The sequence below is a fragment of the Desulfotignum balticum DSM 7044 genome, from assembly GCF_000421285.1.
Lineage (GTDB): Bacteria > Desulfobacterota > Desulfobacteria > Desulfobacterales > Desulfobacteraceae > Desulfotignum > Desulfotignum balticum.
In genome coordinates this window covers 654,134-680,067 of record NZ_ATWO01000001.1, presented here as the reverse complement: position 1 = coordinate 680,067, position 25,934 = coordinate 654,134, and the positions used below count along the sequence as shown (strand labels likewise).

Here is a 25,934-nt window from a genome sequence, read left to right as displayed (position 1 = left end):
GCAGAATTTCCTTCCAACCCTTTTATATGTAACGCATAATTCACCAGCAGAATAAGTAAGCCACCCAGATCCTTTCTTCCAGATGGAATGACATGTTAAATGCTTACCAGACATTATTCACCTCAAAAGTATTAATTTTATTTTGAGAAAAAAATATCAGCAAGTCGTCTGTTTGTACAAAAATTTTATTAAATAAAAGCCCATCATTCCAATATGATTTAAGGGACTCTCTTAAAATCGATGTTGCTTTCGCTTTTGAATGATCAATGAAGGGGAGAGATAAGTTGTCGTAGATTAATAAAATATTTTCATCATATTTTTGAAATTCGTGCTTTTTCAGCAAATTCGTTTTTTTTTGAATAATCTCAAATACAGCCTGAGCCCATTCTATTTCCGGAGTATCGCCTTTCCACCCTGGCCCTGTTAATTCCATCATATTTGCTATTTTATATATCTCATCTTTCTTTTTTTTTTGCCCCCATTTAAAATGAGATATATCAGGCAGAATATCGTTATCTATTCTTTCAGAAATTGCGCTTGCATGGGCATAATCTTCTGGAATAGCCTCTGTGTGTTCGATGCCGATTTCCGAATCAGAGGTTTCTAATAAAAAATCCGGCCTATCTCTATGAGTGAGTTTAATTGAAAAATGAAAATAGGGGTAAGTCGACAACCAGCGGCAGATAGACCAACGCTCACAATGATCTTTTGTACGTCCTTGTGTTCGGGGCGGAACAGAAATATCAATAGCCGCCAATTTACCCATTAAATCTGTTCTATCCTTTGCTGAAATTTCAATTTTCATAATGGCATTTAAGGTACTGTTCAGTTTTTGCAAGGTTATGCACTATCCCTTATAGCATGATGGTATATAATTCACCTTCACTTTTTGCCCATAAGAGAGTCATCAAGTTTCTCAATAAGAAATTTTACAATTGTGTCGGCAAAATAGAATACACCCAAAACTCTCTGTCGATCTACCCAAGGCTTCACCTGGGCTTGAATCAAAGGATTGTCCTTTGCTGGCATATCCACTTCCTCAATCTCACCTGTAGACAGGTTGATTTTCTTCACTTTCCCAGCAATGACGTCTTGTGTAATTTTCCCTATGTTGTAATGGCTATAGGGATTACGAATATCCTCTCTGAAGGAATCAAGCTGTTTGGCCATTTTTGAAGGCATTAAGCCATTTTTTTTCGCTCTGTTGATTGCTGTGCCAAATTCAATATTCTCGAATTCATCCCATTTTTGAGAATCGTATTTCTGATAACCTCCTGCTTCTTTAACGTATGTTACATGTTTAAGAGTAAATTCGATAAGATTTCCGGAAAGAGTAATGGCAGCACCATTGAGTCCAAAGAAAATACATTCACGGATTTCTTGGTAAAGAGATTTTATGGCAGGTGGCAATCTTTCTGGCAAAATTGGCAGATGCTGAGCTACATCAAGGGCTGAATTGAGACGTTCTTGGAACAGTTCAGAAATAGTTTTTGAAGGTACTACCCGAATAGGAAGACCTTGGTCTTTGAGATTCTCAATATCATCCGGATTGGCAATGATAGTATCCGACCCCTCTGAAAATTCTTTAAGTTTTTTTCTGATATCGTCGTCCATTCCGGTGCTCAATACTTACAAGTGAATACAACCCTCATTCTTAACACACCGATCTCCGGCGGCGGTTGTTTGCCATCCGGTGAAAGGGGCTGCTCGGCGCATCAATGTTCGTATTCCTGTTCGGGTGTAATTGGTTTAATCGTTTTCAAAATATTGGCTTCAGATTGCTGTGCAAAATAAAGATCCCACCGCAATTGCACATTCAGCCAGAAATCAGGACTCACGCCGAAAAATTTGGAAAGTCGCAGCGCTGTGCTGGGTGTGACACCTCTGCGGCCGTTAATGATTTCATTGATCCTCTGATAGGGTACACAAATCGCATCTGCCAGCTCTTTTTGCTTGAGCCCCATGGGTTTTAAAAATTCTTCAAGCAGCATTTCCCCCGGGTGTGTGGGCGCTCTGTGTGTTGGAATTCGAATCATAAATAACTCCTTGGTTGATATCGTTTCAATGGTAATCTGTGATTCCAACATCTGATGGTCCATTTTCAGACCATTTGAAACAAATCCGATATTGATCATTTAACCGGATACTATCTTGACCTTTACGATCTCGTTGAAGAGCTTCAAGCTGATTACCTGGTGGGACACGCAGTTCATCGAGTAAAGATGCGGAATCAAGCTGATCAAGTTTGCGGGAAGCAATTTTCCAAATACTCCTTGGGCATATTTTTAAAGCTTGTTTGGTCACCTTGCCATTAAAAATATCTTCAGTCGCTTGATTTTTAAAATTGTATATCATAAAAATACAATATCACGGCTATCATGCTATTTCAAGCATTGGTATTATACCAACTATTTGTTCCCAAAGCCTTATACACCAAATAAATGCCTTGAACCGGTCAAAATCGTTTGCGTTTACCATCGACTGCTACCAAACCAGAAATTCAGGCCAGTCAAGCTTCTTCACCATCTGAAGAACCGTAAAATCGGTCAATAAATCCGTGTTTACCCATTTTGCCACTTTTAACATTTTGGGTAAACAGGTGAAATCACACCCAAGTCCTAAATATTATATTGACAGATGAATTCCTCCCGTGATACGACATAATAAACAAGCGTTAAAATAACCTAACGTTTGTTTGGTAAAACGTCTCATGCCTTTTATGGAGGGTATTACGATGAATCCCGAATTCGCCGCATTTATCCGATTCGCGTCAATGGCCCCGGTCCTGTCGCAAACTGCACCCGTTACAGCAAAATCCATTTTTTCTAACCACCTATTAACAAAGGAGTTTTCAATGAAACGGCACAAGTTTTTTATGTTTTTTACCAGTTTGTGTTTCATCCTTTGTCTGGTCTGCTTTCCAGTTAAAAGCCAGGCAGCTTCAGAGAAAACCATTAAATTGACATTCAGCACAATGTTTCCGCTGGTTCATCTTCAGGGATCTCTCAACCAATATTTTTGCGAACAAATCGCTGAAAGAACCAATGGAAGAGTGGAAATCACGCTGTATCCGGGGGGAACACTGACCACTGCCCCAAAGAATTTCGAAGGGGTTGTCAAAGGTATTTCCGATATTGGTATGTCCTGCCCGCTATATATGGCCGGGCGGTTTCCGATAAGTGAAGTTTTTGAGATGCCTTCAGAACTGGACAGCGGCTGGGTGACCAGCATGGTTTATAATGATCTGTACAATAAATTTGACATGAAAGAATATGATGAAGTCAAAGTTCTTTATCTGCACGGCCCTGGCAGGAATGTCATATCAACCCGCTCAAAGCCGGTTTATAACCTTGCCGACATGAAGGGCCAGGTCCTGCGGGTCAGCGGTGGCGCGACAGATACAATTTCAGCTTTTGGCGCCACACCCCATGCACTTCACATGGGTGAAGCCTATGCCGCGCTGTCCAAGGGCGTGGTGGACGGTCAGTTTTCCGTACCTGAAACCCTTAAGGGTTGGAAGCACGCTGATGTGGTTAAATATGTCACCATCCCCCCGATTTCAACATCCAGCTGCCAGTATGTAGTCATGAACAAAAGAAAATGGGACCAGCTGCCGGAAGATATTCAGGCCATCTTCATGGAACTGAGCTCAGAATTTCCCACATATCACGGATATGTATGGAATTACTATGACAAAGCAGGGTTTGAATATTTTGAAAGTCTTCCAGACCGCGAGCTGATCACCATTCCCCAGGATCAGAAACCCCAGTGGGAAGCGGCTGTCAAACCGGTAATCGAAAAATATATTAAAGAAAAAACAGCCATGGGCCTTCCGGCAAAAGAATACACGGCATACTTTAAAGAACGGATCAGATACTGGTCAGAACGCAACCCCTCCATTGAAGAGGCCACTGAATGGGTTGAAACACATTTGATCAAAAAATAAAATGAAGCGGCTTGAAAAAATAATTGACGGGTTGAGTTCCTTTTTCAATGGGATTGCATTAACCGCGCTTACCGTCACACTGATTATTGTCGCCGTGAATATTGTGGCAGGTAAGCTGTTTTCCATGCCGCTGCCCGGTGCCATAGATCTTGTGTCACTTCTGAGCGTTATTGTTATTGGATTTGCCCTGCCTCAATCATACCGCATGGACAGGCATATAAAGGTTGAATTTATGACCTGGCTGATGCCTCCGGGTATCAGAAAAATCGTGCAGCTTATCAGCCAGATGATCTGTATGCTTTTTTTTGGTTTCATTGTGTGGCGTATGTTCATTTATGCCGATTATGTCTGGACCTATGGCGAAAAATCTTTGACCTTGAAAATCCCATTATATCCTTTCATCTATGCATTGGCCATTTCAATGATTCCCATGCTGCTTATTGTATCGATGCAAATTATCAATACCTGGAAAAATGATGATATTGGGAAGAACGGAGAATAAATGGACCCCGTTATTGTTGGATTTATAGGCATTGTACTGCTTATTGTACTATTCGCAATAGAAGTTCCTGTGGCATTTGCCATGTCCTTTGTGGGCTTTCTTGGATTTGGCTGGTTAATCGGTTTTGAACCGGGCTTTGAAATGCTTGCCATGGACATTTTTGAAAGTTTTTCCAATTACAATTTCACCGTTATTCCAATGTTTGTGTTAATGGGATTCATTGCCTATGAAATCGGTATGAGCAAGCGCCTTTTTGATGCCAGCTTTGCCATTTTCGGCCGTTTAAAAGGCGGACTTGCCATTGCTTCAATCATGGCTTGTGCAGGTTTTGCCGCCATCTGCGGTTCAACCAATGCCACCGCAGCCGCAATGGGTGCTGTGGCATTGCCCCATATGAAACGATACAATTATGCGGATTCCTTTGCCACAGGAAGTATTGCAGCAGCCGGAAGCTTAGGAATTCTCATCCCACCCAGTGCACTGCTCATTGTTTTTGGTATCATGACAGAAGAATCTATCGGCAAACTGTTTATTGCGGGAGTCCTTCCCGGTCTGATGCTGGCAGCCCTGTTTATTATAACGGCACAAATTCTGTGTGCGTTGAATCCTGATTTAGGACCTGCGGGTGAAGCAACCACTTTTAAAGAAAAAGTGGTTGCCCTTTCTGCTGTGGGAGAGGTTTTACTACTTTTCGTTCTGGTGCTCGGAGGCCTTTTTACCGGATGGTTCAGTCCTGCCCAGGCAGGCGGGGCAGGTGCCACGGGTATCATTGTTATCGGCATTGTTCGCAGAAGTCTGACGTGGAAAAAATTTATCAAGGCAGGAAAAGACACGCTGATGATTTCCTGCATGGTTATGTTCATCGTTGCCGGTGCCACAATTTTCGGGCACTTTATTGCTGTTACAAGAATCCCATTTCTACTGGTTGACTGGGTGGGTCAGCTGGATTATCCGCCCATGGTAATCATGGCATTCATTATCCTGCTTCATCTCATTGGCGGCTGCTTTATGGACGGGTTCGGGCTGATTGTGCTCACCGTCCCCATCTTGCTGCCGTTAATCCATGCACTGGGGCTGGATATATACTGGTTTGGCATTATCATTGTTCTGATCGTTGAAATGGGAACCATCACACCACCGGTCGGTGTCAATGTATATGTGTTAAAAGCCGTGGCCAGAGATGTCCCGCTTGAAACCATTTTTACGGGAATTTTACCATTTTTGGTCGCACTGATAGTGGCTGTTATTCTTTTATTGATCTTTCCTCAAATTGCCACCTTTCTTCCCAGCTTTGCAACCTACTGAAATGAATTGGAAAAATCATACAAACCTCAAAATACCCCGCGTATAATCAAAAAAATTATACTGGAAGGAACTTTGTCATGGAAAACAAAATGAATCTGTCTGTTTTCAATCAATTTAATTTTGAATATTCTCCCGTGGGGGTAAAATTCTTATTGCTGAAGCCCAAGAATATTTCCAAACTTGAAAGAAAACTGTCCTTTTGCGAAATGCTCAAAGAAGCACAGGATACCAAACCGTTTTATGCGGCAAAAGACAACCATGAATGCAAGGCAGGTCCTTTCCTGCTGGGGATGGTCGATTCCAATCCTGTTTTTGAAAGCGGCCAGATAGGACCTAAACTTGGCGTTTATGACGATCCCCGGGCAAATCGCAGGCTTTATATGCAGATGCACAAAATGGCCAAAGACAGTGTCAACTATACTGCTTTTTCTTCTCTGGATCAATTGTCCTTTGACCCGGATCTGTTAATTGTCACCGCCAAACCCCATCAGGCGGAAATACTGCTCAGAGCATATAGTTATCGATCCGGTGCGGCATGGAATGCCAAGGGCACCTCCGTGTTAGGGTGTGCCTATCTGTATATGTATCCATATGCCACGGGAGAATTGAACATGATGGTTACCGGACTTTACCATGGAATGAGAGCCAGAAACACGTTTCCCGAGGGTCTGCTGCTGATCACCATTCCATTTAATGTACTGCCTGAAATCATACAAAACCTGGAGACAATGACATGGGACCTGCCGCAATATTCATGGGGCAAGGAAGCCCATGTTAAGAAAATGGAAGAAATAGGAAGAGAAATTTCACTGGAACTTAAAAAATAAACGCTGAGCTGCCGGGCCTTTTGTGACAGAACTGACTATACGCCACGAAATAGTCCATGGATACATAGAGGGCTGCTCTCATCGCTGATACAGCATGGTCCATCCAATTTTCCATGTGTGGGACTTCTTGACATATTGACATCGATCCAGACACTGGGGGGGGGGAATCAGTTGTGGTCCAATTCTGGTCCAGAAACTTCAAAACCTTGAAATCCTAATTTTTTTGAGAGCTCTAATGCTTTTTCTCTCAAAGGCATCACAATATGCCCATCTAAGTCAGTATCAAGCCTACCTTCAAGGCCAACAACCGTAATAACAAGTACTATTTCATTTTTGGCGTCAAATACAGGTGCGCCAACAGCAGCCACACCAGATGCCACATGGTGGCCTTCGACGATTGCCACTCCCATTTCCCGAGTCCTTTCAAAAAGCTTCTCAATTGCTGACCGGGAACGAAATTTTTCCGGTAGGTTTGGAGAGTTTAATTCACTCTTGAGTAAATGATCATATTTTTCTGGTGACAAATAGGCACCAAAAGCGCAACCACTGGCCGTTGTAACCATACTGAGAGCAGTCCCAGTCATAACACTCACGGCAACTGCTCGCGAGGGCCGCATCCACCGAACCACAACAGGGCCATTGATACTCCATGTTGATAGAGCTGTTGTTTCATTAGTCTCAGTACATAATTCAGAAATTGCTTTTATGCCGAATTTTATTCTGTTTATCCTATCGACTGCAACCAATCCAATGTTCATAGCAAGGGGACCAAGATCGTATTGCGAGCTGTCTTCATCCTGTTCAATTAATCCGGAACGAACCATACTAACAATATAGCGATGGACTTTGGATGATGGCATGCCAGCAGCAGTAGCTATTTCTTTAAGTTTCATACCCCGGGGGCCATTGAGAATTACCTGCAGAATATACATACCTATCTCAAATGACTGAACCCCATGTTTTCCCACCTTTTTCTTCATTTAAAATCCTTTATGATTAAAAAATAGAGTGCTGGTTTCCAAATTATTTTCATTGCCCTGCCATTACAGGATTCATAAATAAAGTTTTCTTGATTTTTGTCAACTATTTTTATTTATTTCAATACCATACCTGTATTCATTATCTCTTAAAAAAATGAAAGTTTTTTCTTGACAGATACAGTTTAAGCGTATTAACATTATATTCTATAATAGTAAATATATTCTATAATACAGAATTTTATTCAAAACAATCATAAAAAAGGAACTGCTAAAATGTCCGTAAAAATCCGAAATCAACGCTTAACTGACGACCAATTTCATAAAATTCGCAAAGAGGAGGTACTTAGCCAGTGGGAGACCGGAAAAGCGCTGGAGGATATGGATGAATGCATCAACACGGCAAAAGAACTGTCGCATGGTAAAAATTTCGCCCTGACACTCAAACAGGCCAAAGAAGAGAATAATCAAGTTTTAATTCCTCAATTCGGTAGAACCCTGACAGAACATACCCTTGAAGGACTTCAATTTGTGGAAAAGGAATTTAATTCCGCTCAACGAGGTGCCTGGTGCATTTATTCAGATTCTTACACAAGAAAAAATGACTATAAGAGGGCTGCTTCAGGAATAGAACGCAGTAAAAAAGAAAGAATGTCCATGCTCAACGGATGGCCCGTTGTCAATTTTGGTGTGGAGGAGGCTCGGCGGATCATCAAAGGGAATAAGCATCCGCTTCACTTTAACTCCACAGATGAAGACGGTCGGTTGGCATCTGAAATTGTTCTTGCCGCTGGATGGAACGGGGCAAGTGTGCGCACTCTCCAGGAAGTGATTGCTCACTGTAAGGAGATCCCTTTGGAAGAAATGATCCGGATTAACCAGTACGAAGCCAGACTAGCCGGAATCTACACCGAAAACGGAGTCCCGGTCTGCCCTTGGAATGCATCCCACCTGACCGGATACGATTCCGCCGGATTCCGTTCATTTGTATGTGTATCAGAAGCACTGCTGGCAGCAGAACAAGGTGTTAATTATCAGTTTATTACCCATGGACTGAACATGAATCTTTTACAGGACATTGCCATGGTCAGAGTGACGGAAAGGCTCTGTTACGAATATTGCGATAGGTTCGGCTACCATGATGTTAAATTTTTTACTGGGGCATTTCCGTTTTTAGGCGCCTGGCCGCCACGTGAAGATGAAGCAAATGCCATGATTGCCTGGAATGCTGTTATTCCGATTTTAGGAGGATTCACAGGTGTTGTCCTCAAATGTCAGGACGAAGCGTTTGCCACACCCACAAAAGAGGGTATGGCAAGATCAGTGAGATTAGCTCAGCATATGCTTACCGTGATGGGGACACAACGGCTGAAAAGCAGCGAAGCATTTGCCCTTGAAGAAAAAATGATTGAACTGGAGGTAAGAACCCTTATGGAAAAATGCCTGGAAGCAGGAGACGGAGACATGGCGGTGGGTATGTGTATCGGGGTTGATGCCGGCTGGATTGATACCATGCTAACGCCCTGGCGTCACAACCACGGCAATGTCATGGTGATGCGGGATGCACAAAATGCAGTCCGGTATCTTGAAACAGGAGATATACCTCTGCCGGAGGAAATAAAAGAATACCACAGAGAAAAAATTGCGGAGCGGGAGAAAAAAGAGGGCTGCAAAGCAGGTTTGGCTCTGGCGGTCAAAGATCTTCAGCTTGCATCCATTTTAAAAAAATAAGGTGAGGGGATATGGGTATCGCGATATTAATAGATTTTGGCAGTACACATACGAAGGTCCTGGCTGTTGATATTGATGATGAGGAGATTCTGGGCAGGGCCCAGGCTGTCACGACAGTTGAAAAGGATATTACAATAGGACTTAATTTAGCTTTAAAAAAGCTTTTTACCGAAAATGATCTCAAAGAATCCGATATAACAAACAAATATGCCTGCAGCAGTGCTGCCGGAGGTCTAAGAATGGCTGCTATTGGTCTCGTTCCTGCCTTGACACTCGAGGCAGCCAGACGTGCCGCACTGGGTGCAGGTGCGAAAGTGATATGGTCTTCCGGATACGAGCTGGATGAACTCCAGCTCCAGAAGATTGAAGATAATTCGCCTGATATCATTCTATTAACCGGAGGAACCGATGGGGGGGATAGGAAAGTAATCCTGCATAATGCAGAGCTTTTGGCAGAATCAAATATTCAAGCCCATTTTCTAGTTGCAGGCAACAGATCAGTGGTCCAGAAGGTAAAGATTATCCTGGATGAGGGTGGGAAAAATGCCCAGATTACACACAACGTCCTTCCGGAAGTGGACCGTTTAGACATTGAACCGGCCCAAGCTTTGATACGGAACTTGTTCATCAAACAGATCACAGAGGCAAAAGGCCTGAACAAAGCCCAAAATTACATTGGTGATATTGTTATGCCAACGCCTAGTGCGACGTTACAGGCAGCTACATTGCTTGCTGATGGCACAGAAAATGAATCTGGTATCGGATCATTGCTGGTTGTTGAAGTTGGCGGTGCAACAATTAATATTCATTCGGTGGCTGAAGGCCAGCCCAGTAATTCAAATATCATTTTAAGAGGGCTTCCGGAAGCAAGGATTAAAAGAACGGTTGAAGGCGATCTGGGTATCCGATACAATGCGCCGTCAATCCTGGAGTTTGTAGGGAGTCAGGTATGTCTGTCCCAACTCCAGGCAATGGCTGCAGATGTTAATCTTAACACATCTGAACTTACCGATTTAGCCCAGGGACTGTCTAATAATGTAGGTCATGTCCCGAACACAGATTTTGACTTCTGCCTGGATCGTGTTTTGGCAGAATCCGCTGTAGCGTTTGCTGTAGAAAGGCATGTCGGTACTTTACGCCAGGAATTTTCCCTTGCAGGAGAAATCAAGGTCCAAAAGGGTAAAGATCTCACACAAGTAAATAATATCATAGGCACAGGAGGTATTTTTAAATACGGGCGAGCTCCGGAAGAAGTCCTGTGCTCAGCACTTTTTGATCCGCAGAAGCCCTGGAGTCTGAAACCGATCTCTCCTACCGCCTACATTGACAGAGATTACCTGCTTTACGGTATTGGCCTGCTGGCAGAGGACTTCCCAGACAAAGCCCTTAGAATTGCGAAAAGATCTATGGTGCCGGCCTGTCTTAATATCCATAAAGGCAAGCTTGCATCTGTAGCATCCTGAAATGAATAGGAATTTATTATGACTGAAAAAAAAATTACTGATAATCATTCAGCAGAAAATCTGATTTCAGAATTTGTCGAGACACTTTCACATGATCAGATTCCGGAAAGTGCGCTAAACGTTGCCAGACAGATCATTTTAGCTGTATCCGGGACTGCCGTCGCAGGTGCCGGGGAAGATGGCTGCCGACCGCTGTATGAAATGCTTAAAGAGCAAGGCGGCAAACCGGAAGCCACCGTGATGGTATATGGAGACAAACTGCCTGCGCCGGGTGTTGCAATGCTTAATGGTTTCATGTGTCGGGCGCTTGATTTTTGTGATGCAATGGCGCCCGGACTCCATATGGGCTCATCCTTGATTCCTTCCGCACTAGCAGCTGCCGAAATAATGGGCGGCTGCTCCGGTAAGGCTTTCATTACCGCGGTTGTTGTCGGAGCTGAGATAGGTGCTCGTTTTAATCTCACGGAACAAACCTATGATGGTTTCGATCCTACCGGTGTTGCCGGGGTTTTTGCTTCAACAGCCGTTGCAGCCCGTATACTTGGATTAACCCAAGAGCAAATAACAAACTCACTGGCTTTAGCCTTCAACAGGTGCGGCGGGAGTTTCCAAAGCAATGTGGACGGATCGTTGGCGGTTCGTTTGATCCAGGGTTGGGTTGCGGCTGCCGGATTAGAATGTGCAGTTTTGGCAAAACTAGGATTCACAGGGCCAGCCAATTATATAGATGGTATTTACGGGTATCTCCATCTGTTTGCAAAGGACGTAATCAACTCGACAGATCTGACAGAAAAGCTTGGTGAAAGGTATTTGCTTGAAAATACGGTATTTAAAAAATATCCCAGCTGCGGACTTACCCAGGGCATCACCGAGCTTGCCCTAAACCTGGTTACCGAACATAACCTTGAGCCGGACCATATTGAATCGGTTGAGGTGATATTGCCCCCATATGCATACCGGCTTGTAGGTCATGAGTTTGAAATGGGAAGAAATGTAAGGGTCAATGCGCAGTTCAGTGTTCAATTTTGTGCTGCCAATGCCATAGTCAGAAGATCATCAAACCTGTCTCATTTCAGTGAAGAATCAGTCCGTTCCCCTGAATTGCAACCAATAATAGAAAAGATTAAAATCAAGTCTGACCCGGATCTTAATTTTCGGAGCCATACCGCCGTGGATTTCTCGGTTTTAACCATTGATGGCAAAAAATATACATCTCAACTTGATGTCGCACCTGGATTTCCCGGCAATCCGTTAACAGATAATGACCATATTTCGCATTTTTCCCAATGCATGGACTATGCCCAGATACCCCTTCATCCGAACCAGGCCGAACTGTTATTTAAAAATATTATGTCAATAGAAAATGTCGAAGATATCAGGTTGATGTTGGATACCCTCAAAGCGCGGGGCAATTGCAGCTAAAAATTGTTAAAAATGAATATCAAAATCAAACAAGGAGAGATTGAATGGATAAAACAAACATCGTAATTGGAACTATTGGTGCCGATGCACACATGATCGGTGCATGGGTACTTACAAAGGCATTTCAAGAAGCAGGTTTCGGTGTAACCTTTTTAGGTGCTGTGGTTCCCCAGCAGGAATTTATTGATGCTGCAGTTGAAACAAATGCGAAAGCGATTCTCGTCTCTTCCATGTACGGTATGGGCATTATCGACTGTGAAGGATTAAGGGACAAATGTATAGAGGCAGGTCTTAGTGACATTATCCTCTACGCCGGGGGCACTGTGGCAGCACCTCTTGAACTGGAAAAAAATTGGCCAGAAATTGAAAAACGCTTTGAAGATATCGGCTTTAACAGAGTATTTCCGAATACGGTTATGGCAGAGGATGTTATCCAAATTCTTAGTAGTGACCTTGGTTTATCAGAATAATTTTTAACCATTTGGGGGAGACAATGAAAATGAAACGTTTCATGATTTTGACAATTTGTATCGGATTTTTGAGTATCGCTTGGGTTTTTAACGCCACTGCTAAAATTCAATTAAATTATTCAAATTTTTTTCCTCCAACCCATATTCAAAGTAAACTGGCAGAAAGCTGGTGTAAGGAAGTCGAAAAAAGGACAAACGGAGAAATAAGTATTAACTATTTTCCTGCTGGCACGCTTACCAAGGCACCGCAAACATATGACGGAGTCGTCCAGGGAATAGCCGATATAGGTATGACAGTAATTGCGTATTCAAGAGGCCGTTTTCCTGTCGCGGCTGCAATTGATCTTCCTTTAGGCCAAACGGGATTGATGGAAAGTCCGTTGTAGACTTTATTAAATCAAAACTTTGAGGCGAACATGCATTCCACACCTGATAAATGGGACGAAGAAATTGAGGTTGTCGTTGTGGGGTCCGGATTTGCGGGATTATCCGCCGCGGCCGAAGCTGCCGGGCTTGGGGCACAGACCGTCATCCTTGAAAAGCTGAGTCGCTACGGAGGCAATTCCATCATCTCCGGCGGCGGCTATTGCGCCTCTGACAGCAATTTGCACCTGCGGCAACATCTCGGATTGGGAGAAGACTCCTTTCAATTGCATCTGGAAGACACTCTTAAGGGCGGTGACTTTTGCGGTTTGCCTGAATTGGTGGAAAAAATGGTTTATGGCGCCCCGGAAGGGCTGAACTGGTTAATCGACGCCGGCGCCGAGTTTCAGGAGACTCTGCCCCGCATCGGTGGTCATTCAGCCGCGAGAACCCATTTGCCCAAAGGTTCGGGACGTGGATTAACGGATCCGTTGAAAAAACTGGCCTTAGCCAGAGGAGCCAAGCTGCGTACAAACACACCGGTCTCAGGCATATGGCGCACAAAAAGAGAAGGCCCTGTGTTGGGAGTACAAATTACCACTGATGGAACTCCATGGAATATCAAAGTGAAAAAGGCCCTCGTGCTTGCCTCAGGCGGATTTAGTGGTGACGTAAACATGCGCATGGCCGCCAATCCTTCTCTGGTGCCGGAATACGGATGTACCAACATCCGGGGTGCGACAGGTGAAATCATCCAGTACGCCAGGGCAGTATGGGCCGATGTCCTGCGCCTTGACTTTATTCAGCTCTACCCCTGCGCCAATCCCAAAAACAGCGGTATTGATTCCTTTGCTCTGCATGCCTATTCGGGCACGGGCTATGGCTTGTTTTACGTCAACACCCTGGGCAAACGTTTTGTCAATGAACTGGACCGGCGAGATGTGGTTTCAAGTGCCCAAATCAACTCCGGCGGCAAACCGAGCTATTCGATCCTTAACCGGGAGATTTTCCATAAATTGACAGCTACCGGTGCCGCCATTCGCACCAGTGTGGAAAGAGGACGGCTCTTTGAGGCGGAGTCCATCGCAGGGCTTGCCGAAAAGCTGGGAGGGATGCCGGCAATGGCCCTCAAAGAAACGGTTGACAAACATAATGATTTCATCAAAAGCGGGGCCGACACAGACTTTAAGAAACCCATTACACCGGCCATGGTTCCGCTTGACCAAGGGCCGTATTATGCTTTTGCCCAATGGCCAGCCATCCATCATTGCATGGGCGGACTGCGCATCGATACTCAGGCCCAGGTCATCGATATCTGTGGCAAGCCCATTCCAAAATTGTATGCAGCCGGTGAAGTCTGTGGCGGTATCCATGGCGCCAACCGCCTTGGCGGCAATGCTATTCCTGATTGCATTGTTTTCGGGCGAATTGCCGGAATCAATGCTGCTCAAGCAACCTCATAACCTTTGAACAATAGTTAAGGAGAACCCCATGCTTTCTATTTCAGACATCAATCAAATGGGAAAAGAGATCGAAACCTGGCTTCGCATGCGTGTGCATCCGATCGCCTTCAAGCTGATCAAAGAAGAAAATGAACTGCCCAAAGATACGGTCATTCCGTCTCGAGACATCGGCAAACGATTGAATCTGTGCCAGGCTTTTTCCCTGGTGCAGCGAGGCGGAGTCACCATCGGTATGTTTCTTTCGGATCATTGGTGCTTTGAACCCGTGATCGGACTGGGCTTTGCCGACCGCATTCCCAAGTTCCTATCCGGTTACCACCGCTATCCCGACAGTGTCCGGGATATAGAGGCTGCGGAGAACTGGTGTCACAACATGCCGTATCTGGAGCAAGAAAGGCAAACAGGCCTTCTCATGGCGCCCATTCACAAGGCGACCTTTATGCCAGACGTTGTCATCATGCATATCAACGGGATGATGGCCAGCCAGATGATGATCGTGAAAAACTGGATGGATGGCGGCGATATCACATGCCAGCTTAGCGGACATGCTGGCTGTGTTTATGCCATTGTTCCACCCTTGCAGAAACAGAGCTGCCATATCGCCATTCCGTGCCGGGGCGACCGGCAAGTTGGGATGGCCCAGGATGATGAAATTTTTTTCAGCTTTGTGCCGAAAATGCTGCCGGACTTTATCGCCGGCATCGAAGTACTCGAGCAGAACGGCTGGGGGATTCCAATGCACCATTTTATAAAGGAGGAAGTTCAGATGCGGGACAAGTATGTTGATATGTCGCGATTACTGGGGATGGTTGTCCCAACTGATTAAATGTAGTTTCACGAAAAATTGAAGGCCGATATTAATGATCTGACGGTCGCTCTCGTTCGGTATGTCATGACAAAAGAGTATGAAGATCTTCTAACTGCGGCACGGATGCCGCCGCTATATACAATATTAATTCAAAAAAGGGTTCTCAATGAAAGGATATGTTCAAGTATATACTGGTGATGGTAAAGGAAAAACCACAGCTTCCTTGGGTTTAGCCCTCAGAGCAGCAGGAGCAGGACTAAAAGTTTTTATCGTTCAATTCCTGAAAAAAGGAGATTATTCAGAAATAAATGCCTTGTCGAAATTTAACAACGTCACAGTCGTGCAGTATGGATCTGGAATTTTTTTAAGAGGCAAACCTTCAGAAAAAGATATGGCCGATGCTATGGCTGGATTTAAAAAACTTTGTGAAGTTTTCGAGAAGAATGAACATGATGTTGTAATTGCGGATGAGGCTAATGTGGCAGTTATGTGTGGAGTATTAGACGAAAAAAAACTTCTATCTCTCATTGACTTGAAACCTGAAAACATTGAGTTAATAATTACCGGAAGAGGTGCAACAGAAATTTTAATCCAAAAAGCCGATCTAGTTACTGAGATGAAAGAAGTTAAACATTATTACTACCAAGGGGTTTCTGCGCGTATTGGGTTAGAAAAATAAGATGTTAAAATGGTAACCCCACTTTCAATATGGTCAGCGGTACCGCTTCAGGGTTTGCCCTGTTCCATTTATTCACGGATTAGGCAGAAAGAGCCCTGACCTTCAAAGGGTCTGAAACAAAGCAGGGCCGCCCATGGGAATCAGGCGGCCCTGCTGTCTTTGTGGATGTGGAATTTATTGGATCAGGATATCTTCAAAATCAGGGCGGCCCCGCAATCGCCGGCGGCACACCCGGTCCACAGGAAATACCCGCCCCCGGCCATGACGGTTTCCTCGATGCCTTCGATGATCAGGCGGGTGGCCGTGGGGCCCTGGGGATGGCCGAAAATCAGGGACGATCCGAAATTATTGAATCCGAACGGGTCGATCTCCATCTGTTTGGCGAAATACAGGTCATTGACGATAAAAGGGTTGTGGGTCTTGATGACCCGGATGTCTTTGATGGCGAGGCCTGCGTTTTTCAGGGCCATGCGGGTAGCGGGTACCGGGGCTGCAGGCATGAATCCTCTGCGCTCTCTGGAAAAGCCGTAGGCGATCACCTGGATGGTCACCTTGTCATCGGCGCTGAGCTGCCGGGCCTTTTCTTTTGTGGTGACGATCACCCCGGCATTGCCGTCCGCCGGATGGGTCTGGGCCCCGAAACTTAAAACTCCGCCCGGGATGGTGGGTTTAAGGCGGGCCAGGCCCTCTTTTGTGGAGGGGATGATGCCTTCATCTTCTTCCACCATAATGGTCTTCTTTTTGGAGATGGCGATCTCCACGGGCTGCATGTACCGGCGCTGAAACGCCCGGTTGTCGGCCTGACCTGCCTGGTACTGCTCATACCGCCGCACCACAAGATCGTCGCACACCTCTTTGGTGAATCCGTTTTCCTTTGCCACGTTTTCAGCGGTTTCCACCATTTTTTTGCCCGTGTTGGGATCGGCATTGAAATTGTCCATGTTCCAGTTTTCCGAAATCACCTCTCCGCCGGGGCCTTTGGGATTGGGCCAGATGGTGTGGGGACCGTTGGAGGTGCGGTCCACGGTGAGCACATAAGGCAGTTCAAACAGCCCGGTCTCAATGCCCATGGCGGCCTGGTTGATGCAGGTGGCACCGGTGGTGCAGGCCTGGCTGATGGCAATGGCGGGAAGGGCTTGTGCCCCCAGTAGTGCCGCCGACCAGGGGGAGGCATAAAACTGGCGGTGCTGGCCGATGGTGTTGCCGAAGATGCAGTAGTCCAGATCATTTGCATCCAGATCTTTTTGTTCAAAAAACTGTCTGGACATTGCCGCTCCCAGGGTGATGGCGTTTTCATTGGCCAGGCTGCCCTGCCATTTGCAGAAAGGGGTGGAATAATAGCCTTTGTAGGGGATATATGACTTGGTATACATGGGGTGGGGTTCCTTAATTTTATATGAAAGTTTTAAGTGTTAAGTGTTAAGTTTTAAGTCGATAGGTGACTGTTTGTACTTTCATCATTTGTTGTGGTTATTCAGGGCATGATTGGTATAAAAATGGGTTATTTTCCTGTGAACGTAGGTTTTCTGTGAGATGCGGCTGCGGACAGGCCTTCAAAGGCATCGGCTGTGGAGAACAGATCTTTGAGGCAGTCCAGTTCACAGGCCACGGCCGCATCCATGGACAATCCCTCCTGGGCGGTCATGATCTTGTTGGCCATGGCCAGGGCTTTGGGGGATTTGCGGTCCAGCATCTTTTTCACCCGTGCCGGTGCATGGTCCCACCCGTCCAGTTGTGTGTCGGCAAACAGGTCTGCCAGGGGCGCAAACCGGTCCGGGATCTTTTTGGGTGCATATTTGTCTGTATTGTCCGTCATGTCGGTGATCTTCCGGATGGCGGTTTCGATCTCACCGGGATCCACAATGCAGTGGACAATGCCTAAGTCAAATGCATCCTGGGCGGAAAGGGTCTGGCCGGTGAACACAAAATACCGGGCCAGGGCCGGTCCCACCCGCCGGGCCATGCGCAGCATCCCTCCCAGGCCCGGAACAATGCCGATGCCGGTTTCCGGCAGGCCCATGGACCCGGCCGGCGTGGCCACGATATATTGGCAGGCCAGGGCCATTTCACTGCCCCCGCCCAGAGACAGGCCGTCCAGCAGGACAATGGTTTTTTTGGTGCTGTTTTCAATTTTCCAGAGCAGGTCATGGCCTTTTTTGGTAAAGGTTTCAATGTGGTCGATACGGCCGGCTTTGATGCGGTCCACGAAAAACTGGATGTCTGCGCCGGCCACAAAGGTTTTGCCTGCCCCCTGGAACACGATGGCTTCCACATCCGAGTCATTTTCAGCTGTGTCAAAGGCCTGGGCCAGCTGCTGGAACACGGCCTCGTTCAGGGCGTTCATGGCATCAGGCCTGCGGATGGTGATCCAGGCGATATCGGATCTTTTCTCCAGGTCCACCAGCTTGAAATCAAAGGGCTGCCCCTTTTTTTTCTGGTCCACAAGGATCTGGGGCATCTTGAAACCAGGGTATCTTTTGACGGCGTCTTCCACCACCCGGCAGGTTTTATCGATGCCGATGCGGTTCATGATCTCAAACGGGCCCTGGCGCCATCTCAGCCCTATTTTGGCGCCCAGGTTGACATCTTCCATGGTGGCCACGCCTTCATCCACCAGAGAGGCGGCCGCCCCTAAGCACACGCTGTAGAACCGGTCCACAATGGCATCGATCCTGTCCTCTTCCACCGGTCCGTCGGTCAAATCCCAGTCTTCGTTTTTCTCCATCTGCTCTGTCAGCCGGTCCGGGGTGCCGTAAAAAAGTCCCAGCTCGCTTCCCAGGCTCTGGGAGGCGTGCACGGCCAGGGGGATACCCGTGATGTTCAAAATTTCAAAAGATCCCATGCCCATGCCAAAGGCCCGCTTGCTGGCTTCTTCGATGGTGGCCACATTGCCCATGCCCTCTCCCAGCATCCGTGCCGCTTCATTGGAGGAGGGTACAAAAAACCGGTTCACGGCAAATCCGGGGGAATCTTTCACCTGGATGGCCACTTTGCCGTGGAGCGCGGCAAACGTTTTGGCCGCATCCAGGGTCTGCTGACTGGTGGTATCATGGGGAATGATCTCCAGCAGCTTGTTTTTGGCGGGATGAAAAAAATAGTGAAGCCCGATGAACCGGTCCGGCCGGCGGGTCTGATTGGCGAATTCATGCACAAAAAAACTGGAGGTGTTGGTGGCAAAAATGGTGGCATCTTTGCACACGGCATCCAGGTTCTTGAACAGGGTTGTTTTGACGGCCTTGTCCTCAAACACGGCCTCGATGACGATATCCGCATCTGCCACATCCGCCATGTCCGTGGTGCCGGTGATGCGGGACAGGATCTTTTCCACTTTTTCCGGGGTGAATAAGCCCCGCTTTACCCCGCCTTCCAGCAGGCCCCGGATCCCGGCAATGCCGTTGTCCACCGCGGTCTGTTTTATATCCACCAGCACGACCTGCATGCCCTCCTGGGCGATCTTCTGGGCAATGCCGCTGCCCATGTGCCCGGCACCGATAACCCCTATTTTAGAAATCTGAGACATCTTTTCCTCCTGAAACTATGATGGTTATGATCTGTTATCTTATTTTCCACTGAATGATGTGTTGCGGATCTGGACGGCGGCCGGGCACATGGCGCGGATGGATGCCATTTTCCCCAAAGTCACCGGCACCTGGCATGCCATAAAGAACCGGGCGCTGTACATCTGGCCGTCATAAAAATCCGTATTTTTGGCACTGGCACCTGCTGCTGTTTTTTCTTTGGCTGCGGCAGCCCGCCACAAGAGCATCCACGCCATGACCAGGTCTCCGGTTACCTCCAGAAACGTGCCGGCAAAGGCAAACCCGGTCAAGGCCCGGTCGTCTTGTAAAGCGGCCAGAAGGGTGTCTGCCGTGTCTGAAAGGGTTACGACCGCCTGATCCAGGGTTTCGGCCAGATCTGCCAGGTCCGGGATCTTTCGGGCCCGGGCAATGGTGGTGCGGATCTGTGCCAGCAGCGCATCAAACAGGCGTTTGTTTTTCATGCCCAGTTTTCTGGCGGCCAGGTCCATGGCCTGGATCCCGTTGGTGCCTTCATAGATGGTGGTGATCCGGACATCCCGGAATATCTGTTCCACCGGATATTCACAGGTGTACCCATATCCGCCGAACACCTGGATGGCCAGGTTGCACACATCCACGGCCCGGTCTGTCACATATCCTTTACCCACCGGGATCAGGATATCGATAAGATCTTGATATCCCTGCTTTTCCGTATCATTGTCACAGATCTGTTTTTCGTCTTCTAAAAGCCCGATGTAGCACAACAGGCTGCGCATGCCTTCGGTGTATGATTTCATGGTCAGCAGCATGCGCCGGACATCCGGGTGGTTGATGATGGCCACGGATGTTTTGTCACCACCTGCCGGCAACGGCCCCTGGATCCTTGTTTTTGCATATTCCAGGGCGTGCAGATAGGCGGATGAAGCGCAGGCCAGGCCCTGGGCCCCCACCATGAGCCGTGCCATGTTCATCATCACAAACATCATGGCAAGGCCTTTGTTTTCTTCTCCCACGAGCGTGCCCGTGCAGAGGCCGCTGCTGCCCAGGGCCAGGGTGCAGGTGGGGCTGCCGTGCAGGCCCATTTTTTCCTCAATGCCGGTGCACGCGATGTCATTGGGCGCGCCCAGGCTGCCGTCGTCGTTCACATGGATTTTGGGCACCACGAACAATGAGATCCCCTTTGAGCCGGGCGGGGCGTTTTCACATCGGGCCAGCACCAGGTGGATGATGTTAGCGGTGATGTCCTGGTCCCCGCCGCTGATGAAAATCTTGGTGCCGGTCAGACTGTAGGTCCCGTCCTGATTCTTTACAGCCCGGGTCTGGAGGTCTCCCAGGTTGGACCCTGATTCCGGTTCGGTCAATGCCATGGTACCGCCCCATTGACCGGTGTAGAGTTTTTCAAGATACAGACGCTTCTGGGTGTCATTTCCGAACCGCTCCAGGATCTCACCGGCCCCGTGGTTAAGGCCCGCCACCATCATCAGGGCCATGTTGGCGCCGAACAGATAGTTCTGTGCCATGACATTGAGGCTGTGGGGCATGCCCTGCCCGCCCCACGCAGGATTCTGGCACGGGGCAAACCACCCGCCTTTTTCCAGAAGATACCAGGCCCGCTTGAACGCGTCAGGCATTTTGACCCGGCCGGTTTCATACCGGCACCCCTCGGTGTCACCGGTCTTCATGACAGGAAGCAGCTCTTTGACCGCCAGGGTCCGGGCCTCGGACACGATCATGTCCATCACTTTTTTGTTGAACTCGGCATATGTTTTATGGGTGCTCAGGCGGGAGACATCAAACTGCTCATGGAGCACAAAATCCACATCCCGCCGGTCTGCGATGATCTGGGCCATGGGATTATCCTTCCAAAACCTGGCGTTTGAGTTCTCTTTTCAGCAGTTTGCCCGTGCTGGATTTGGGCAGTTCTGTGACGCTGATAAACTCTTTGGGTACTTTGAACGAAGACAGCCGGGTTTTGAGATATGCCTTGAGATCAGCGGGGTCCAGTGCCCGGCCGGGCCGGAAAACAACATACGCCGTGACCCGTTCCCCATATTCCTTGTCCGGCAGTCCGATCACGGCGCATTCCTCGATTTCGTGGCGGGTGTACAGCAGTTCCTCAATTTCTCGGGGAGACACGTTTTCTCCACCCGTGATGATCAGCTCCTTGATCCGGTCCACAATGAACAGGTAGTTGTCCTCATCCAGGTACCCGATATCCCCGGATCGGAACCACCGGCCCCAGAACGCGGTTTCCGTGTCCTCTGGCCGGTTGAGATATCCTTTCATGATATTGGGGCCGGCAATGCAGATTTCGCCTTCCTGGTTGGGTTTCAGGACCCGGCCGGTTTCGTCCCGGATCTGGATCTCCACATTGGGGGCCGGGGTGCCCACGGAACCGATCACATGGTGGTGATAGTGGTTGAACGACACCATGGAGGCGCTTTCCGTCATGCCGTATGCTTCATTGATGTCCAGGCCGGTCTTTGCCTTCCATTCCCGCACCACCTCTTTGGCCATGCTGGCGGCGGCGGAAAAACAATACCGCACCGTGCCCAGTTTTTCTTTGATATCAGGCAGAGAGAGCAGCCGGATGTAGACTGTGGGCACGGCATACAGTTTGGTGACGCTGAATTTTTCAACGGCGGCCAAAAGTGCATCCATGTTGAATGCAGGCTGGATCACCAGGCCCCCGGCACTGAACACGGTGGCGTTCATGATATGCATCTGGGCAAACACGTGATTGAGGGGCAGAAAACACAACGCCCGGTCGGTTTCGCAGGAGCGCTCGTTATGAGATACATTAAAGGCCGAGGTCATGATGTTCTTGTGGGTGAGCATCACCCCTTTGGGCACGCCTGTGGTGCCGCCCGTGTAAAGGATGGCGGCGACATCATCCGGATGCCGGTCCAGGCTGACGACTTCTTCTTTGCCGGGAACGGCCGGCACGGGTTCAAACATGATATCGGTTTCAAGAATCATTTTTCCGGGACAGGAAAGCGCCGACAGCACCTCTTTTTTGGCCTTGTCAGTAAAAATAATGTCCGGTTCACAGTCTGCCAGCACGGGTTCCAGCTCGGCTCCGGTCATGGCATGGGGCAGGGTAACGGCCACGGCCCCGATTTTGAGCACCCCGAAATAAAAACACAGCCAGGCCGGAGAATTGGGAGCACACAGGCCGATATGGTCCCCGGGCCTGACCCCTTTTTTTTGCAGCGCTTTGGCAATGCGGTTGGCTGCCGTATTGAACTGCCGGTATGTCAAAGATCTGCTGTCCGCCATCAGGGCCATGTTGTCCGGAAATTGACGCGCTGCATTTTCCAGGTTCTTTGAGATGTTCATGGGTCCTGCCCCCTTTTCAATTTTCTAACAAGCGTTAGATTTTTATATCATATGGTAATTCGATATCACGACCATCCCGGGTTGTCAACAAAGTATTTTGAAAATCCGTCATAAAAAAACACCTCGCGTGTACGGACTTCAGCCATAAAAAAAGCCCCCTTGGGAAGGTGCTTTTATGGAACACTCCCAAGGGGGCCAGGTGCTGCTGCCAGGAGGTCATCTGGGAACCCACAGCACCATACGCGGTTTTTCCTTTATTTTTTCGGCCAGTTCATCAATGGGGCCAAAAGTCATGCACCCGGCCATGCAATGCTTCACACAGGCAGGGTCCAGCCCTTTTTTCGTGCGGGGCCGGCACAGGATGCACAATTCCGTGGGAAACGGCAGATAGGTCAGATAATGTTTGTCATTGGGAAGGGTCTGGACGATCTCCTGGACCCGGATGCCGCCCATGCCGGCGGGCCAGTTGTTTTCCTGGGCACAGGCCACCTGGCAGGTGTGGCACCCCGTGCAGTATTCATAGTCGATGAGAAGACCGAATTGCGGTTTTGGGCTCATGATCTGCCTCCTTCACATTTGTAGATCCGGCACATGGAGTGCTTGATGGGGGCGCCCTGGCCGTCCTTGCCCTGGTGACCCATGGGGATGAGCTGGTTGATATTGGCGTCCCACATGCCGTAAAGATCCGGCTCAGCCGCCTTTTTTTCCGGGAACCACCAGCCGTGGGGGGCCATGATCATCCATTCGGGCACCACGGGCGTGACCTTGGCCTTGTAACGGGCCCGGCCCATCCAGTTTTCAATCCACATCCATTCGCCGTGGCTGATATGATTTTTAGCGGCCGTGGCCGGGTGAATCTCCACCACAGGATCCGGATCGATCTCCCGAAGCCAGGGAATCTGGCGGTGTTCCGTGTGAAAAAATGCCGGAGACCGCCGGCCAGTGGACAGGATCAATGGATATTCTTTGGCCAGGTCCGGCCGGGATACCGGGGTAAAAGGCGGTTCCTCATGCTGGGGCATGGGCTCCAGGTCCCATTCTTCCCTGAGGGTGGCGTACAGTTCGAACAGCCCGGTCTGGGTCCGGAATCCGGGCCTGCCATCCTGCCGCAGCAGCCCTTTTTCATGGCGCAAGTAGGGGCAGGAGGCACTGCCTTCCGGGGGATAAGCCCATCCTTTTGCCTGGAGTTCTTTAAATGTCATGCCCGCAGGCTTGAGGATATCGTCATACAGTTCATGGATGGTGTCAAACTTAAACTCCGGGTCAAACCGCCTGGCCAGCTCGAAATTGATGGCCACATCCGGCCGGCACCCTTCCACCTCCACCACCTTGTTGATGGTCTGCAGCGGCACCCACCAGCTTCTGAAACTGTCTTTTTCCAGAAAAGTGCCTGCCGGCAGCACCACATCCGCATACTGGGTGGTGGGGGTATGGAACAGATCCACGGCCACGATGAAATCCAGCTTTTCCAGGGCGGCCCGCCATTTTTTGGGATCCATGCCAAGGCCCTGCATGATGCCCGCGGTCTGGATCCACATCCCTTTGATGGGATACGGATCTTCCGTGAAAATCTGGTCCAGGGTCATGTCGGTCTGGCACCGCCAGTAAAACTTGTTCAACGGCATGTACCGGTTCGCTCCGATGCGGGGCTTGTCCTGTTCTTCAGTTTTCAGGCGGATGGCCCCTTTGGTGCCGGGCAAAGCATAGGGCACCACATCAAAGGCAAATCTGGCAAACACGTTGCCGCCGGGAACATCCAGGTTGCCGGTGATGGCCCACAAAGCAGAAATGCCCGTGACCAGCGGCGTCAACGCCGGGGTCATGTCCACGGCCACGCCCCAGTGGATGGCGCCGGGCTTGCTTTTGGCATAGAGCACGGCGGCATCATGAATATCTTTTTTCGGCACGCCTGTGATATTTTCCACTTTGTCCAGAGGATATTCATTGGCCCGGGCGCAAAACGCATCCCAGACCGTGTGACAGGCCACGGTACCCCCGTCTGCCGTCTTGATTTCCCATTCTCCGGACACGGCCGGGTCCGCATCCGGGGTATCTTTGAATCCCACCAGCGTGGTATCCCAGATCACGGGTTTGTTGTCTTTGGTATCCCATACTGCAAAATTCTTTTCTGATCCGCCGGAAAAAAGATCCGATTCCCTGACCAGCTTTCCCGTGTCCTTGCGGATCAGGTGCACGGCATTGGACCATTTTTTCACAAACGCTTCATCATACAGGCCCTGGTTGATCACCACGTGTAAAAATCCCATGACCAGGGCCGAGTCGGTTCCCGGCCGCAGCCGCAGATGATGCTTGGCCCGGGATCCGAACCAGGACAGGCGGGGGTCGATGCAGATGATCTTGGTGCCTTTTTTCATCAAATCGATGATCCAGTGGCCGAACAGGTTATCCGGGCAGGTGGCATGGATGTTGTATCCCCAGATGATCATGGTTTCCGGCACTTTGTATCCGGGATGGTCATACCGGTCCTCAAACCACTGGGCCGCATCAAACACGGCAAAATCCCCCTGGACCGTGATGGCGGCCGCCAGTCTCGGACCATAGCAGGCCTGACCCGTGAGGCCGAACATCACGTTGGGACTGCCGTAGGCATAGGCGAGCATGCAGATCCAGGCGTAGATATCTCTGCCGGTTCCCACGTTGAACACCATGCTTTCCGGGCCGTACTCCTCCCGGATGGTGTTCATTTTTTCTTCAATCAGGTCAAACGCTTCTTCCCAGGTGATGGCCTCCCATTTGCCCTCCCCTCTTTTGCCGGTCCGCCGCATGGGGGATCTCAGCCGGTCCGGGTGATCGATGTACTGGGTCATGGCCAGGGCTCTTGCGCACAAACGGCCCTGGTTCATGGGGTGGTCCGGGTCCCCTTCGATCTTCACCAGTTTGCCGTTCTTTACATGGGCCAGCACACCGCACCCCCCATGGCACCCCGGTCCGGGCGACCAGGTGGTGGTTTTAAAAATTTGGGTTTCAGATGATTTCATTGCGTTTTCCTCCTTAATCTTTCCTTGACACGGCCACGGTTTTCATTCATGAATAAATCCATAACAGGCAAACAGTTGATAGTCAATGAATAAATTATCAATAAGTTGACTATTTAGTCTGT

Annotated in this window: 22 protein-coding genes and 1 pseudogene; 12 read left to right on the top strand and 11 right to left on the bottom strand. The window is 48.7% G+C overall.

The genetic code is table 11. The annotated features are described in order from the left end of the window. Nucleotides 1-103 precede the first annotated feature (103 nt). The 4 genes from K365_RS0103630 to K365_RS27105 form a co-directional block, all read right to left on the bottom strand. The gene (locus K365_RS0103630; RefSeq protein WP_156887678.1) at nt 104-838 is read right to left on the bottom strand and encodes a hypothetical protein; all 735 of its coding nucleotides are present in this window, start codon (nt 836-838) and stop codon (nt 104-106) included. 44 nt (nt 839-882) lie between these two features. Next, nucleotides 883-1,614, bottom strand: a complete 732-nt coding sequence (locus K365_RS0103625) for a hypothetical protein (protein WP_024333559.1) — start codon at nt 1,612-1,614, stop codon at nt 883-885. A gap of 101 nt (nt 1,615-1,715) precedes the next feature. Then, complete coding sequence (locus K365_RS0103620; RefSeq protein WP_024333558.1) at nt 1,716-2,036, bottom strand: HigA family addiction module antitoxin; 321 nt, start codon at nt 2,034-2,036, stop codon at nt 1,716-1,718. A gap of 25 nt (nt 2,037-2,061) precedes the next feature. Then, nucleotides 2,062-2,355, bottom strand: a complete 294-nt coding sequence (locus tag K365_RS27105; RefSeq protein ID WP_083911954.1) for a type II toxin-antitoxin system RelE/ParE family toxin — start codon at nt 2,353-2,355, stop codon at nt 2,062-2,064. Nucleotides 2,356-2,710: 355 nt separating this feature from the next. On the opposite strand from K365_RS27105, the gene K365_RS0103610 reads away from it, so the two are divergent. The 4 genes from K365_RS0103610 (at nt 2,711) to K365_RS0103595 (ending at nt 6,580) form a co-directional block, all read left to right on the top strand. Then, a complete protein-coding gene (locus K365_RS0103610; RefSeq protein WP_084489727.1) occupies nt 2,711-3,946 on the top strand; it encodes a TRAP transporter substrate-binding protein DctP in 1,236 nt (411 codons plus the stop codon). A 31-nt stretch (nt 3,947-3,977) separates the two neighbouring features. Then, a complete protein-coding gene (locus K365_RS0103605; RefSeq protein WP_169432921.1) occupies nt 3,978-4,448 on the top strand; it encodes a TRAP transporter small permease in 471 nt (156 codons plus the stop codon). Continuing rightward, complete coding sequence (locus K365_RS0103600) at nt 4,449-5,753, top strand: TRAP transporter large permease (protein ID WP_024333555.1); 1,305 nt, start codon at nt 4,449-4,451, stop codon at nt 5,751-5,753. 77 nt (nt 5,754-5,830) lie between these two features. Then, nucleotides 5,831-6,580 (top strand): DUF169 domain-containing protein, encoded by a 750-nt coding sequence (locus K365_RS0103595; RefSeq protein WP_024333554.1) that lies wholly within the window; start codon nt 5,831-5,833, stop codon nt 6,578-6,580. Nucleotides 6,581-6,747: 167 nt separating this feature from the next. On the opposite strand, the gene K365_RS0103590 is transcribed toward K365_RS0103595, so the two are convergent. Beyond that, complete coding sequence (locus tag K365_RS0103590; protein WP_024333553.1) at nt 6,748-7,560, bottom strand: IclR family transcriptional regulator; 813 nt, start codon at nt 7,558-7,560, stop codon at nt 6,748-6,750. Nucleotides 7,561-7,833: 273 nt separating this feature from the next. On the opposite strand from K365_RS0103590, the gene K365_RS0103585 reads away from it, so the two are divergent. From K365_RS0103585 to K365_RS0103550, 8 genes and pseudogenes are all read left to right on the top strand, one after another. After that, complete coding sequence (locus tag K365_RS0103585; RefSeq protein WP_024333552.1) at nt 7,834-9,288, top strand: hypothetical protein; 1,455 nt, start codon at nt 7,834-7,836, stop codon at nt 9,286-9,288. 11 nt (nt 9,289-9,299) lie between these two features. Further along, nucleotides 9,300-10,751 (top strand): methylaspartate mutase accessory protein GlmL, encoded by a 1,452-nt coding sequence (gene glmL, locus K365_RS0103580; protein WP_024333551.1) that lies wholly within the window; start codon nt 9,300-9,302, stop codon nt 10,749-10,751. Between the two features lie 18 nt (nt 10,752-10,769). Next, on the top strand, nt 10,770-12,173 hold the full coding sequence (locus tag K365_RS0103575) for an MmgE/PrpD family protein (RefSeq protein ID WP_024333550.1): 1,404 nt from the start codon (nt 10,770-10,772) through the stop codon (nt 12,171-12,173). Nucleotides 12,174-12,217: 44 nt separating this feature from the next. Beyond that, nucleotides 12,218-12,643, top strand: a complete 426-nt coding sequence (gene glmS, locus K365_RS0103570; RefSeq protein ID WP_024333549.1) for a methylaspartate mutase subunit S — start codon at nt 12,218-12,220, stop codon at nt 12,641-12,643. A gap of 29 nt (nt 12,644-12,672) precedes the next feature. Then, nucleotides 12,673-13,005: pseudogene (locus tag K365_RS0103565) on the top strand (C4-dicarboxylate ABC transporter substrate-binding protein); the annotation flags it as partial. Nucleotides 13,006-13,059: 54 nt separating this feature from the next. Further along, a complete protein-coding gene (locus K365_RS0103560) occupies nt 13,060-14,469 on the top strand; it encodes a flavocytochrome c (RefSeq protein WP_024333547.1) in 1,410 nt (469 codons plus the stop codon). Between the two features lie 28 nt (nt 14,470-14,497). Next, a complete protein-coding gene (locus K365_RS0103555; RefSeq protein WP_024333546.1) occupies nt 14,498-15,295 on the top strand; it encodes a DUF169 domain-containing protein in 798 nt (265 codons plus the stop codon). 148 nt (nt 15,296-15,443) lie between these two features. Next, nucleotides 15,444-15,956 (top strand): cob(I)yrinic acid a,c-diamide adenosyltransferase, encoded by a 513-nt coding sequence (locus tag K365_RS0103550; RefSeq protein ID WP_024333545.1) that lies wholly within the window; start codon nt 15,444-15,446, stop codon nt 15,954-15,956. Between the two features lie 182 nt (nt 15,957-16,138). Here K365_RS0103550 and K365_RS0103545 read toward each other — a convergent pair whose 3' ends face one another. From K365_RS0103545 to K365_RS0103515, 6 genes are all read right to left on the bottom strand, one after another. Then, complete coding sequence (locus K365_RS0103545) at nt 16,139-17,329, bottom strand: thiolase family protein (protein WP_024333544.1); 1,191 nt, start codon at nt 17,327-17,329, stop codon at nt 16,139-16,141. 128 nt (nt 17,330-17,457) lie between these two features. Continuing rightward, nucleotides 17,458-19,476, bottom strand: coding sequence for a 3-hydroxyacyl-CoA dehydrogenase/enoyl-CoA hydratase family protein (locus tag K365_RS0103540; RefSeq protein ID WP_024333543.1), 2,019 nt, complete (start codon nt 19,474-19,476; stop codon nt 17,458-17,460). Nucleotides 19,477-19,515: 39 nt separating this feature from the next. Further along, nucleotides 19,516-21,324, bottom strand: a complete 1,809-nt coding sequence (locus K365_RS0103535; RefSeq protein ID WP_024333542.1) for an acyl-CoA dehydrogenase — start codon at nt 21,322-21,324, stop codon at nt 19,516-19,518. 4 nt (nt 21,325-21,328) lie between these two features. Beyond that, nucleotides 21,329-22,813 (bottom strand): class I adenylate-forming enzyme family protein, encoded by a 1,485-nt coding sequence (locus tag K365_RS0103530; RefSeq protein ID WP_024333541.1) that lies wholly within the window; start codon nt 22,811-22,813, stop codon nt 21,329-21,331. Nucleotides 22,814-23,029: 216 nt separating this feature from the next. After that, on the bottom strand, nt 23,030-23,371 hold the full coding sequence (locus tag K365_RS0103520; protein ID WP_024333539.1) for a 4Fe-4S dicluster domain-containing protein: 342 nt from the start codon (nt 23,369-23,371) through the stop codon (nt 23,030-23,032). Continuing rightward, complete coding sequence (locus K365_RS0103515; RefSeq protein ID WP_024333538.1) at nt 23,368-25,812, bottom strand: molybdopterin-dependent oxidoreductase; 2,445 nt, start codon at nt 25,810-25,812, stop codon at nt 23,368-23,370. The genes K365_RS0103520 and K365_RS0103515 overlap by 4 nt, the downstream gene beginning before the upstream one ends. Between the last annotated feature and the right edge of the window lie 122 nt (nt 25,813-25,934).